The 11,636-nt window shown below is 56.2% G+C and carries 14 protein-coding genes; 11 read left to right on the top strand and 3 right to left on the bottom strand.

The genetic code is table 11. The annotated features are described in order from the left end of the window. The 10 genes from B3Z49_RS11430 to B3Z49_RS11385 form a co-directional block, all read left to right on the top strand. On the top strand, positions 1 to 277 hold a 277-nt coding region (locus B3Z49_RS11430; RefSeq protein ID WP_296990916.1), incomplete at its 5' end, for a DUF1223 domain-containing protein. 139 nt (positions 278 to 416) lie between these two features. Then, complete coding sequence (ccmA, locus tag B3Z49_RS11425) at positions 417 to 1,130, top strand: heme ABC exporter ATP-binding protein CcmA (protein ID WP_296990915.1); 714 nt, start codon at positions 417 to 419, stop codon at positions 1,128 to 1,130. Further along, the gene (ccmB, locus tag B3Z49_RS11420) at positions 1,127 to 1,792 is read left to right on the top strand and encodes a heme exporter protein CcmB (RefSeq protein ID WP_296990914.1); all 666 of its coding nucleotides are present in this window, start codon (positions 1,127 to 1,129) and stop codon (positions 1,790 to 1,792) included. Before ccmA ends, ccmB begins: the two co-directional genes overlap by 4 nt. Before the next feature lie 60 nt (positions 1,793 to 1,852). Then, the gene (locus B3Z49_RS11415) at positions 1,853 to 2,641 is read left to right on the top strand and encodes a heme ABC transporter permease (protein ID WP_197146011.1); all 789 of its coding nucleotides are present in this window, start codon (positions 1,853 to 1,855) and stop codon (positions 2,639 to 2,641) included. Beyond that, entirely contained in the window at positions 2,638 to 2,835 is a 198-nt protein-coding gene (gene ccmD / locus B3Z49_RS11410; RefSeq protein ID WP_008889226.1) for a heme exporter protein CcmD, read from the top strand. The genes B3Z49_RS11415 and ccmD overlap by 4 nt, the downstream gene beginning before the upstream one ends. Before the next feature lie 13 nt (positions 2,836 to 2,848). Next, complete coding sequence (gene ccmE / locus B3Z49_RS11405) at positions 2,849 to 3,337, top strand: cytochrome c maturation protein CcmE (protein WP_008889225.1); 489 nt, start codon at positions 2,849 to 2,851, stop codon at positions 3,335 to 3,337. Positions 3,338 to 3,469: 132 nt separating this feature from the next. Next, positions 3,470 to 5,551 carry a heme lyase CcmF/NrfE family subunit gene (locus tag B3Z49_RS11400; protein ID WP_296990913.1) on the top strand — a complete coding sequence of 694 codons (2,082 nt, stop codon included), beginning with the start codon at positions 3,470 to 3,472 and terminating at the stop codon, positions 5,549 to 5,551. After that, on the top strand, positions 5,548 to 6,084 hold the full coding sequence (locus tag B3Z49_RS11395; RefSeq protein ID WP_008889223.1) for a DsbE family thiol:disulfide interchange protein: 537 nt from the start codon (positions 5,548 to 5,550) through the stop codon (positions 6,082 to 6,084). Before B3Z49_RS11400 ends, B3Z49_RS11395 begins: the two co-directional genes overlap by 4 nt. Next, a complete protein-coding gene (locus tag B3Z49_RS11390) occupies positions 6,081 to 6,581 on the top strand; it encodes a cytochrome c-type biogenesis protein (RefSeq protein WP_008889222.1) in 501 nt (166 codons plus the stop codon). Before B3Z49_RS11395 ends, B3Z49_RS11390 begins: the two co-directional genes overlap by 4 nt. Before the next feature lie 46 nt (positions 6,582 to 6,627). After that, positions 6,628 to 7,344: a tetratricopeptide repeat protein gene (locus B3Z49_RS11385; RefSeq protein WP_286792903.1), complete on the top strand. Its 717-nt coding sequence runs from the start codon at positions 6,628 to 6,630 to the stop codon at positions 7,342 to 7,344. Positions 7,345 to 7,358: 14 nt separating this feature from the next. Here the strand turns inward: B3Z49_RS11385 and B3Z49_RS11380 are convergent, their stop codons facing one another. From B3Z49_RS11380 to B3Z49_RS11370, 3 genes are all read right to left on the bottom strand, one after another. Next, positions 7,359 to 7,646, bottom strand: coding sequence for a hypothetical protein (locus B3Z49_RS11380; protein WP_197146015.1), 288 nt, complete (start codon positions 7,644 to 7,646; stop codon positions 7,359 to 7,361). A 15-nt stretch (positions 7,647 to 7,661) separates the two neighbouring features. After that, a complete protein-coding gene (locus B3Z49_RS11375) occupies positions 7,662 to 9,515 on the bottom strand; it encodes a lytic transglycosylase domain-containing protein (protein WP_197146016.1) in 1,854 nt (617 codons plus the stop codon). A 232-nt stretch (positions 9,516 to 9,747) separates the two neighbouring features. Continuing rightward, complete coding sequence (locus tag B3Z49_RS11370) at positions 9,748 to 10,638, bottom strand: uracil-DNA glycosylase (RefSeq protein WP_296990911.1); 891 nt, start codon at positions 10,636 to 10,638, stop codon at positions 9,748 to 9,750. A gap of 273 nt (positions 10,639 to 10,911) precedes the next feature. On the opposite strand from B3Z49_RS11370, the gene B3Z49_RS11365 reads away from it, so the two are divergent. Continuing rightward, on the top strand, positions 10,912 to 11,636 hold a 725-nt coding region (locus B3Z49_RS11365; protein WP_296990909.1), incomplete at its 3' end, for an NAD(P)/FAD-dependent oxidoreductase.

Genomic DNA, 11,636 nt, shown 5'->3' with positions numbered 1-11,636 from the left:
TGGCAAACCAAACCCGGGACAGATTTCGCAGATCTGGTTGATCGGCTTTGATCGCGAACATCAGCGCGATGTGCTTTCAGGCGAAAACGCCGGCAAGCGACTGGTGAATGCCAATGTCGTGCGCGACATGATCAGCCTTGGCCAATGGGATGGCACCAGTCAGCAGAAAATCCCGTTTGCCATGAAAGCCGCCTATGACGGGGGGATCGCCGTCTTGATCCAGAACGGGCGCGGCGGCCCGATCATCGGTGCATCCATGGTCCGTTTCGGCAACTGATTCCCTGTTGGATCGTGAGTTTGGATTGATTTGAAACAATGCCAACCAGTCGATTGTCGGTTATTGCATGAATAATACGCTGTAACGCGTTATATCATGACGTGTTACAGAATGAATTTCAGACAATCTAACGGGTTATATGGCTGATTTTAGCGGTTCTGATCTGACCTGCCTCCGCGGCGAAAGACTGGTATTTGGTGGCCTGTCCTTTTCGGCCAAATCCGGTGATGCCGTGATGCTGCGCGGTCGAAACGGTGCCGGGAAATCAAGCCTTTTGCGCCTGATGGCAGGCCTTGTGGCACCGCGTTCTGGCGACCTTCGCTGGAACGGTGAAAACATCGCAGAGGATCGCACAGCCCATCATGCGCGCACCCATTATCTTGGCCATCAGGATGCGATCAAACCGGTTCTGACGGTGCGTGATAATTTGCGTTTGTGGGGCCAGTTGCGCGGTGTTCGTGATCTTGAACCTGCAATTGACCGGGCGTTAACCGCCCTTCAAATCCATCATCTGGCACGGGTTACCGGTCGGTATCTTTCAAGTGGCCAGAAACGGCGCACCGCCCTTGCCCGCGTTCTTATCGGGCAAAGCGATCTTTGGTTGCTCGATGAACCCACCGTCGGGCTGGACCGCGAAAGCTGTGCCGAGCTGGCCCAACTGATCACCGAATTTCGTGGCCGCGGTGGCATTGTCGTCTATTCAACCCATATCGATCTTGATGTCGAAAACCCGACCATTCTCGATCTTGATGATTTTGCCATCCCGATGGTCGAATGGCTGGCCGAGCAGGACGATCTCGAAGACATGGCCCCGGCAAAGCGTGCAGCCTCATCGCAGGAGGCCGCGCAATGAACGGTTTTCTGGCCATTCTGCAACGCGATCTGCGCTTGGCCCTGCGACAGGGTGCGGATTCCGTGATGGTCGTGGCGTTCTTTATTGTTACTACCACACTGTTCCCGTTCGGTGTCGGGCCGGAAGTCAATATTCTGGCACGTATCGCATCGGGGGTGATCTGGGTCTCAGCCCTGCTGGCAGCCATGCTGTCACTCGAACGCGTGTTTCAGGCCGATTATGAGGACGGGACGCTTGAACTTCTGACACTATCGCCGGTGTCACTCGAACTTCTGATTTTGGGCAAGGTGCTTGCGCATTGGCTGACAACCGGCCTTCCATTGATCATTGCAGCACCTCTGATGGCCGTGATGCTCAACATGGATCAGGACGGATTTGTCACTTTAATGGTCGCCATGTTACTTGGCACACCGGCACTGAGCCTGATCGGGGCAATTGGCGCAGCACTCATACTTGGCGCGCGACGTGGTGGAGTTCTTGTATCACTTCTAGTTTTACCACTATATATTCCGGTACTGATATTCGGTGCCGGTGCAGTTGAGGCGGCCCTGCTTGGAATTTCGGCGACCGCACAATTACAGATCATGGCCGCGATCCTGCTTTTGGCATTGGCAGCCGCACCCTTTGCCACCGCCCATGCCGTACGCCAGGCTATGGAATAGAGCAACAAGACGACGAGACGGGATGACCCTTTGCGGATTTCCGCACCAAGGATAAGAAAAATGCATCGCTTTGCTAAACCAAGTGTGTTTTTGAAGTTTACAGCCCCGATCCTGCCGTGGCTGTCGGCTCTGACCGTGATCCTGATCGCGGCCGGCCTCTATTTTTCCCTGATCGGATCGCCGGTTGATTACCAGCAAGGCCACACCGTGCGGATCATGTATATCCATGTCCCAGCCGCATGGATGGGGCTGTTTTGCTATGTCGGCATGGCGATTTGCGGCGCGATGAGCCTGATCTGGAAACACCCGTTGGCCGATATCTGCGCGCGCGCCACCGCACCGGTTGGCGCGACCTTTACCGCCCTTTGCCTGATTACCGGATCGCTGTGGGGCGAACCGATGTGGGGCACCTGGTGGGTGTGGGATGCGCGTCTGACATCGATGCTGATCCTGTTGTTCCTGTATCTCGGTTACATGGCGCTGGTGAATGCCTTTGACGATCCGGAACGCGGATCAAAGGCCGGATCGGCGCTGGCTCTGGTCGGTGCGGTCAATGTGCCGATTGTCAAATTCTCGGTCGATTGGTGGAATACACTGCATCAGCCAGCCTCGATCGTGCGCATGGATGGCCCGGCCGTCGATCCCAGCATGCAATTGCCACTTGCCCTGATGATCCTTGGTTTCACCTGCTATTACTTCGTTGTTCTGATCCTGCGGGTTCGTCTGGAACTAAACGAACGACGCATTCGTGCCCTGCATCTGTCAGGCATGTTTGAAGATCCCGAAACCCCGGCATCGGCAAAGGAACAAGCCTATGAAGCGGGTCACAATGCGGAGGCCAAGCAATGAGTGAATTCTTCTCAATGGGCGGCTATGGCGGCTATATCTGGGCAAGTTACGGCGTTACCGCCCTTGCCATGATCGTATTGCTGATTGCAACACTACGCGGTTTACGCAGCAGCCGGATCGAACGCGAACAGCTTGAAGCGGTTTTGCAATCACGGCGCCCGCGCCGAACCAAAAAGACCCAACAGGCATCCTGAACGGAGAACGACTGTGTCACTTTCCCGCGCAAAAATCCGTAAACGCCAACGCATGTATGTCATCGGGGCCATCTTGCTCGCCGTTGGCAGTGCTGCGGCCCTGATGCTGACCGCATTTGAAGATTCCGTGGTGTTCTTCTTCAGCCCGACCGAAATTGCCGAAAAATCACCGATTGACCCCGATCAGCGTTTGCGGATTGGCGGCCTTGTCGTTGAAGGGTCGGTGGCAAAACAGGATGATGGACAAACCATTGCCTTCGTCGTCACAGACATGGCCGAAAGTGTGCCGGTCTCCTATCGCGGGATTTTGCCTGATCTGTTTCGCGAAGGTCAGGGTGTCGTCGCCGAAGGCCATATGAACAGCGACGGCACCTTTGTCGCATCCGAAGTTCTGGCCAAGCATGATGAAAACTACATGCCGCCTGAAGTCGCCGAATCGCTCAAGAAAAGCGGCTATTGGGAAGAAATCGAAGCCAAGAACGCCGAACAAATGCGCAATTAAGCCACATTCTGCCGCCATAAAGCCCGACCATACGCGCAAGAAAAACATAGCCGCGACCATTGCCCCTTGATCTGTACCCGACCGATCGGGCAATAGGGCGCAGGGGAACTATTGGGGAAGTCATAGACGCACATGTTTGCAGAGTTAGGACATTTTGCCCTGCTGCTGATGGTGGTCACGGGAATTGGACAGGCGGTTCTGTTCAGCCCGCTTTGGCTACATGCATCGTTGCGCATACTCACCCCGCAACGGGCTTCTGCCACACCGGCAGGCAGCCCCGCCTTTTCCGATGACGATGATAATGACGGTGACCGTGGCGGTGCTTTCGGGCAGGCCGCGGCAAAACCGGCCAGCCTTTTTCTGCTGCCTGGCGTAATTCTGTTGCTTGGCCTTCTGGCCGAAGGGGCGTTGCTTAATGCCTTTATCGTCAGTGACTTCACCCTGCCCATCGTCTCGAATGTCAGTCATTCATCGACCCCATTGCTTTATCGCATTGGGGCGGCCTTTACCCCCGATGGCGGGGCCATGCTGCTGTGGCTTCTGGCCCTTTCACTGGTCAATCTTCTGATTGCCATTCAGTTGCGCAGTTCTGCTGCCATCTGTACCGATCGCTTCGCGCGCAATGCGCTTTCCGTTCTTGGCGCATTGATCACAATTCTTGGTGTCGTGACACTGATTGATGCCGACCCGTTCCTGCGCGTCACTGTTGCGCCGCTTGATGGTCGGGGGATGAACCCGCAAAGCCAGGACCTTCTTAAAGTCCTGCGCGAACCGTTCCTTTATCTTGGTCTGGCGGGCCTTGCCGGTATCTTTGCCATGACACTGGCCGGTTTGCTTGACCGCAAGATTGACCGCCGGTTTGCCGAAACCATGCGATCCTGGACCATCATATCCTGGGTCTGCCTTGGCACCGCGATTGCGATCAATGCCTATCGTTCCTATAGCGAACAGGCATGGGGTGGCTGGTGGTACTGGGACACGGCGGAAAACAGCCTTCTCTTGCCATGGTTGCTGGCAACCGCCCTTTTGCATTGCCGGGCCGTTCTGGAAAAAACCGAAACCCTGCGCGCATGGACAGCCTTTCTGGGCATCACGACGCTTGCGGTGGGATGGTTCGGGGTTTATCTGACCCGATCAGATCTGTTTGCGCCCCTGCCCGAAACACAGCTTCTGCCGATTGACAGTACCGGACTTCTGGTCGCGTTCTGTCTGGTGTTTGCCGTCGCCTATTACCTGTTTTGGCGATCTGTCGATCAGATGGGCGATGGTCGCGGTTTTGATGTCATTTCGCGCGAAAGTGCGATGTTCCTTAACAGCGTGATGCTGTCGCTGGTTGCTGCCGTCGTACTGATCGGCACGATCTATCCACTGGTTTTGCAATGGATTACGGGCGATCCGATCACGGTCGGTGCGCCGTTCTATGTCAAAGCTCTTATCCCGATTGTTCTGCCCTTGCTGTTTCTGATGGCCTTTGCCCCGGCACTGCGCTGGCGACAGGATGAAGTCTGGATGATCGGGCGGCGCATGAAGCTTGCAGCCATCCTGTCGCTCATCACAGTGCTGTTCGTTTCCATCCGCTTTATCGATCTGTCCCCCGCACCGCTGATCGGTATCGGTCTTGCCGGTTGGGTTCTGACCGCGTCGCTAAGTGATCTGTGGGCACGGCTTTGGCGCCACCCTGAATATGGTGACAGCAAATATCGCAATCTGCAACTGCTGGGGCCACGCTATATCAGCATGACCCTTTCCCATATCGGTCTTGCCATCCTGATTGCCGGTGGATCGGCCAGCAGCATCTGGGAAGAACAGGTTGTTGTCTCTGCCCGTGCCGGACAAAGCATTCAGGCAGGCCCCTATAACCTGCAATATGAAGGTGTCTCGCTTCTGGCCGGTGAAAACTATGCCACCCGTCAGGCGACCTTTATCCTGTATCGGCATTCCCTGCCGGTCACCGAACTGTTCCCTGAAATCCGCTATTACCCGATCCGTGGCGTTGAAACCCGTGAAGCCGATATCTGGCATGGTCGCGATGGCGATCTGCATGTCTCGATCGGAGATCGTGATGATGACGGCGGCCGGGTGGTAACGGTTCATTATTTGCCCATGATGCCCTGGGTCTGGGGTGGCATGTTATTGATGTTGATCGGTGGATGTTTCAGCATCCTCACGCGCGTAATCCTGCGCTTCAAGAAGACTGGAGTTCCCGCTTCATGAGATTTTCGATCGCTGTCATTCCGCTGGTTTTGTTTGCCGCACTGGCCGGGGTGTTCTTGTTAAACATCGACAAGGATGCATCGGTTGTGCCATCGGTCCTGATCGATAAACCGGCACCGGAATTCTCGCTGCCGCCACTGCCGGGCCGGGACAAGGGCCTGTCGCGTGCGGATCTGACCAAGGGCGAGGTATCGGTTCTGAACGTCTTTGCAAGCTGGTGCGTCCCGTGTCGCGCAGAACATCCGCTGATCAAACGCCTGTCGCGCGAAGCCGACGTTCCGGTCTATGGCCTGAATTACAAGGAAAAGGATCCCGAGGACGGTGTGAAATGGCTGGCCGAACTTGGCGATCCCTATGCCGCTGTCGGCATGGATCTGTCGGGCCGGACCGGCATTGATTTTGGTGTCTATGGTGTTCCGGAAACCTTCATCATCGATGGCACCGGCCAAATCAGATACAAGCATGTCGGGCCCGTTACGGTCGAAGTCCTTGAAAAGGTCCTGCTGCCGAAAATCGCGGAGTTAAAGGGATGATAAGCCGCTTTAAACTTGTTTTTGGCGCACTTGCCATTCTGGTTCCGGTCATTGCATCGAACCCGGCATTTGCGGTCAACCCCGATGAAATGCTGTCCAACCCGGTTCTTGAAGAACGCGCGCGCGAAATCAGCAAGGAACTGCGTTGCCTTGTGTGTCAAAACCAGTCGATTGATGATTCTGATGCCGAACTGGCGCGTGATCTGCGCGTACTGGTGCGTGAACGCCTTGTTGCTGGCGACGACAACGAAGAGGTCATTGACTATATCGTTGCGCGCTATGGCGACTATGTCCTTTTGAACCCACCGCTAAAACCGGAAACCTATATTCTGTGGGCAAGCCCGGCTGTTCTGGTGGTGCTGGCTTTGCTGGCGGTCTTTGCATTCTATCGCCGCAAGCAGCGCGAAGGTTCCCCGGCATCCGCATCCCTGTCAAAAGACGAACAGGAACGTCTGGACGAACTTCTTGGCACTTCAAATGATGACGGCAAGTCCTGATGAAACGTGATCGCCTGACATATCGTCAACCGGTCGGAGGTTTCGCGTGATCTGGGTTGGCTTGACGGTTCTGGCAGTTCTGGCGGGTTCTGCACTCTATGCAAGCCTGCCGAAATCCGACGGGCACGGATCGCGTGCGCGCCGTGTGACGTTTGCCGCACTGCCGGTCGTCGCGGCACTGGGTCTTTATGCGATCATTGGCAGCCCAACCCTGCCATCGCGGCCCTATGCAGACCGTGCCGGTGAACGCAACCTCGCCGCCGCCGCGGCCGTGGCCGATAACGCCACCGACCCGGATTTCAAAACCGATCAACAGATCAGGCGTTTGCTTAATCAGATTGTCGTCTCGCTTGAGGTAAACCCGCGCAATCTTCAAGGCTGGGTCGCCCTGGCGCGTGGATCTCTGCGCCTCGGCAATATTGAACGGGCCGTTGCCGCCTTTGCGCAGGCCTATGCCCTTTCGGGTCACAATCCGTTGCTTGCCATTGAATATGCCGATACCCGCATCACCGCCCAGGATGGCCAGATCGACAGTACATCACGCGATCTTGTGCTTCATGCCCTTGGGCAAATGCCCAACCATCTGTTGGCACGCTACTATTACGGCATGATGCTGAAACAAAATGGCAAGTCCGATCAGGCGCTTCGCGTGCTTAGTGACCTTTACCGCGACCTTCCCAAGGACGACCCGCTTGGCAACGCCACCGAAAGCGAAATCAAGGCCCTGCAATCCAGTGCAGATGCCGTAATCAGCGCCGACTAGTCTGGATAACGGCATCAAGCCGCGAACAGATAAAGCACCCCAAGCAACACCGCGACAATCAGAACCAATGTCCCGCCCAGTGCCATCAGCTTGATGATCGGATGAAGATTATCAAGTTCGCCCGGCTGCGGCGCATTCCCGCCGCCATTTGCCGATGACTGCCCCTCGTTAAACCGTCGCAAAGCTTCTTCGCCGCTCATGGGCGGCATCTTGATACGATCAAGGACCGTCCCCTGATCCGGGCGGCGGTCCTTGTCATTGGATGGATGCTTTTGCGGGGTGTCGCCGTTACTGGCTGTCATCGCAGGTGATTGTGCTTAACGCTGCGCTGTCAGGCCGCGATCATTTTCCTGATCCTGCGGCTGATAGGTTGGCCATTCACCGGCCGCCAGAAGATCAAGCGACGGCGTTTCCTGACCGAACCGCGAACGATACATCCAAAGGTTTGCCATCACGCGTTCGATGAACAGTCGGGTTTCGCGCGACGGAATGCTTTCGATGAAATACAGCGGATCGACATTGTCCTTAAGCGCCTTCTGCCAACGGCCAAGATTGCCAATGCCACCGTTATAGGCCGCCATCAACTGCAAGAAGCCGTTATCAACGCCATTCTGTTCAAGCAGGTGATCAACATATTTCTGCCCAAGTGACAGGTTGATTTCCGGCTGATAAAGCTCGGCACGCTTTTCACCCCGGTAACGGGTATTGCCGATATAGCTTGCCGTTGCCGGCATCAGTTGCATCAAACCACGCGCACCGGCATGACTGCGGGCGTCGGTATTGAAACCTGATTCCTGACGCATGAAGGCATAAATCACCGCTCGGTCAACTTCGTAACCACCTTCCGGCTCCCATGGCGGGACCGGATAAAGCGCGTTTACAAACACATCACCGGTCTTTTGCGCGATATAACTGCCAAGACGCATGGTAAGTGATGCGAAATTCGCGGTATCGGTCAGGGCCAGAACAGCACGGCGCAGCGAATCATCATCTTTTGCCGCGGCCTTGCGCAATTCACGTTCGGCTTCATCGCGCTGTCCGATCTGCAACAGCGAGAGCGCACGACGCCCATGCGGATCAAGCTTCAGCTTGTTGGCACGGTTTTCATCAAGTTCCAGGCTGTCCCAGTCAAAGACATCATCACGGCCAAGGGCGCGCATCGCCAACTGACCATAGAACGAACGCGGATATTCCGCCGCGCGGTTCAACATGGCATCGGCCTCTTCGAACCGGCCTGCGGCCAGATCAATACGCCCTGCCCAGAACGCACCGGCGGTCCGGGTCCAGCTGGATGCATATTTATTGGTGCTCAGCGCTGCGAAATGGGCGTGCGATTCATCCATCTTGCCCAGACGCCAGGCGGTCAGGCCTGCCGTCCAATGCGCCTGCGGCAGGTACTTGCCCGAACGCTTTGCCGCTTCACCGGCATATTTCAATGCAAGGTCCGGTTTGCCAAAGTAATAGTAACCTGACGCAATTGCCGCCTTGGCGTGGTCCTGCTCATAGGCATCAAAAAGACGCTGCGCCTCGTCACTTTCAAGAACTTCCAGCGCGCCGGTCGGCCAGCCACTGCCGATGCGGTGGCGAATACGACTTTTCAGGGTCGCGACGCGCGAACGTTGCTTGGACGACAGCTTCTTGGACGACTTGTGATAATAGGGCGTGATGTTCTCGTAATCATAACCGGCACCCGAAACATAGCTGCCCACAGGCTTTTTCGGATAATTGGCCGATCCGCGACGTGTCAGCGCAAGTTTGTAGATGCGCGGTGCCTGCGGATGATCGGCATAGCTGGCAAGCCAGTCTTTCAGTTCCTTGTAACGCGAACGGTAGGCCGTCGGATGCAGATAACGCTGCGCCATCACGTGCCCCATCAGGACATCATCAGACAGGCGCGAAATCAGGCGGTCGGCATCTTGCCAACGGCCCTGTTCCTGAACGGCAAAAATCTGTTCGTAAAGTTCGGCGTCACGTTCGGAAAGTGGCTTGGGGATTACAGTCGAAAGCGCGTCATCCAGAACCGGGCTGCCAAGGGCGGCCTGTTCCTGCGTGCTGGCAGCAGCAGGTGACGTGGCCCCCATGACGGTCATGGTGCCAAGAAACGCGAAGAATAGGCCCTGCCTTAAGGTGCTTTTGACACCCGGCAGGCGTGTTCTTATTGCTTCGATCAAAATTAGTTTCCCCAACGAGACTTGTTTTCAAGCCGCGTGTTTATCCCGAAGCAGTTTGGTCTCGCAACCCGTTGCCTGCGGTGTTCCCCCTCGTGCAACGGCGTCCCTTATAGCAGCAAACAGCCAAACCGCGAAATCATTTATCTGGAATCAAGCACTTGGCGCACTCCAGAATACGCACCCCGAACGCATGCATATCTCCCATGCATACAGTCAGTTTATCGCCAATTCCTTAAAGCTTTTGTGCGATCGCGCGCAAATCACGCCAGGCAAGGCGTTTCTGTTCCGGCGTGCGCAGAAGATAGGCCGGGTGGAACATCGCGGTCAGGTCGGCCTTTTTGCCATCAGCAAAGGAAACTTCCTTCCAGGTGCCGCGCAAACGCGTGATCCCGCGATCTTCTTCCATCAGGGTTTTGGCCGAACTGCCGCCAAGACACACCACAACCTTGGGACCGATCAGTTCAAGATGACGGCGCACAAACGGCTCACACACCGCAACTTCGGCTGTGGTCGGCTGGCGGTTTCCCGGTGGCCGCCATGGCAGGATATTGGTGATGTAAACTTCTTCGCGCGCCAAGCCGATGGATCGCAACATGGCATCAAGCAACTTGCCACTTGGCCCGACAAACGGCAGTCCCTGACGGTCCTCTTCTGCACCCGGCGCTTCGCCGACCAGCACCAGCTTGGCCTCGACATTGCCGGCGCCGAAGACGGTATTGCTGGCGGACTTCTTAAGGGCACAGCCTTCAAACTTTTCAATCGCCGCCTTGAGTTCCTCAAGACTGTTTGCCGCGGCGGCCGCATCACGTGCGGACTGGCGTGCTTCATGCGGCGTGTCAGACAGTAAAAACCCACTATCCGCACCAGCGGGCATTGGTGCCGGGCCGTTGCCTGCCGCCTGTGTCGGACGGGCCGACGCCCCTGCCGGACGCTGCGGGTTGGTGCCCGCATTCGCGCCAAAGCCCGGCCGGTTCGCCGCGTTCTGACGCAGGCTTTCGGACGCCTTGAAACGGTCAAGCGGCTCGTCGGCGATGGCCTCGTCCGCGCCCATTTCAAATTGCCAGACAAGGGCCTCGAATGGGTCCAGATTATTTACATCAAAGTCTGTAATTGGTTTGCTCATCTACACTAAGGCGATGTATGTTGCACCGCGAACGGGATCGCGGCTGCTGCTTGGGACGACCTTATACGATTTTGGGTCCTTTGTGCCAGAGTACAAACGCGACACCGTTCGTGACTATGGATTGTCAACTGATCCCATGATCGGTATAGCTGTATTCATAGAGAATTATGAGAGAATTCAGGGCTTGGGCGAGACTCTGAACGGTGAATACCGGCTCACGGCCAACGAACGGAAACAGTTCGATACGGTCGCCAGCCAAAGGAGAGAGGCCAAATGGAACGGGAATCCATGGAATTTGACGTGGTCGTTGTTGGCGCCGGTGTATCCGGTCTGTCAGCGGCCATCAAGCTGATGCAACTCGCCCAGGAACAGGAAAAAGAAATCACCGTCTGTGTGGTTGAAAAAGGTTCCGAGGTCGGCGCACACACCCTTTCAGGGGCCGTGATGGAGCCGCGCTCGATCAATGAACTTTTCCCGGACTGGAAAGAACGCGGCGCACCGCTGAACGTGCCGGCTGGCGAAGACCAGTTCATGATGCTGAGCGAAACCGGCGCGAAAAAGCTGCCGACCCCGCCGCAAATGCACAACAAGGGCAACTATATCGTCAGCCTTGGCAATGTCTGCCGCTGGCTTGGCGAACAGGCCGAGGCCCTCGGTGTCGAAGTTTATCCGGGCTTTGCCGCCGCCGAAGTTCTGTTTAACGAAGACGGATCGGTCAAGGGTATCGCCACGGGTGATATGGGCCTGCAACGTGATGGCACGCCGGGCCCGAACCATGAACCGGGTATGGAACTACATGCCAAATACACCTTCTTTGCCGAAGGGTGCCGTGGTTCGCTGTCCGAACAGTTGATCAAGAAATTTGATCTGCGCAAAAATTCCGACCCGCAAACCTATGGCATCGGGATCAAGGAGCTCTGGGAAGTTGACCCCGAAGTCCACAAGGAAGGCCTGATTCAGCACACCGTTGGCTGGCCGCTTGATAAGGACACCTATGG

The organism is Thalassospira sp. UBA1131, assembly GCF_002311515.1.
Taxonomy (GTDB): domain Bacteria; phylum Pseudomonadota; class Alphaproteobacteria; order Rhodospirillales; family Thalassospiraceae; genus Thalassospira.
The sequence above is the reverse complement of the archived record's forward strand: the minus strand, read 5'-3'. Positions and strand labels throughout refer to the sequence as shown.

What these genes read in the sequence shown, in the direction of transcription:
- B3Z49_RS11390 (WP_008889222.1), top strand. Translation starts at nt 6,081, where the DNA reads ATGATAAGCCGCTTTAAACTTGTTTTTGGCGCACTTGCCATTCTGGTT.
- B3Z49_RS11415 (WP_197146011.1), top strand. Translation starts at nt 1,853, where the DNA reads ATGCATCGCTTTGCTAAACCAAGTGTGTTTTTGAAGTTTACAGCCCCG.
- B3Z49_RS11370 (WP_296990911.1), bottom strand. Translation starts at nt 10,638, where the DNA reads ATGAGCAAACCAATTACAGACTTTGATGTAAATAATCTGGACCCATTC.
- B3Z49_RS11380 (WP_197146015.1), bottom strand. Translation starts at nt 7,646, where the DNA reads ATGACAGCCAGTAACGGCGACACCCCGCAAAAGCATCCATCCAATGAC.
- ccmB (WP_296990914.1), top strand. Translation starts at nt 1,127, where the DNA reads ATGAACGGTTTTCTGGCCATTCTGCAACGCGATCTGCGCTTGGCCCTG.
- B3Z49_RS11400 (WP_296990913.1), top strand. Translation starts at nt 3,470, where the DNA reads ATGTTTGCAGAGTTAGGACATTTTGCCCTGCTGCTGATGGTGGTCACG.
- ccmD (WP_008889226.1), top strand. Translation starts at nt 2,638, where the DNA reads ATGAGTGAATTCTTCTCAATGGGCGGCTATGGCGGCTATATCTGGGCA.
- B3Z49_RS11395 (WP_008889223.1), top strand. Translation starts at nt 5,548, where the DNA reads ATGAGATTTTCGATCGCTGTCATTCCGCTGGTTTTGTTTGCCGCACTG.
- ccmA (WP_296990915.1), top strand. Translation starts at nt 417, where the DNA reads ATGGCTGATTTTAGCGGTTCTGATCTGACCTGCCTCCGCGGCGAAAGA.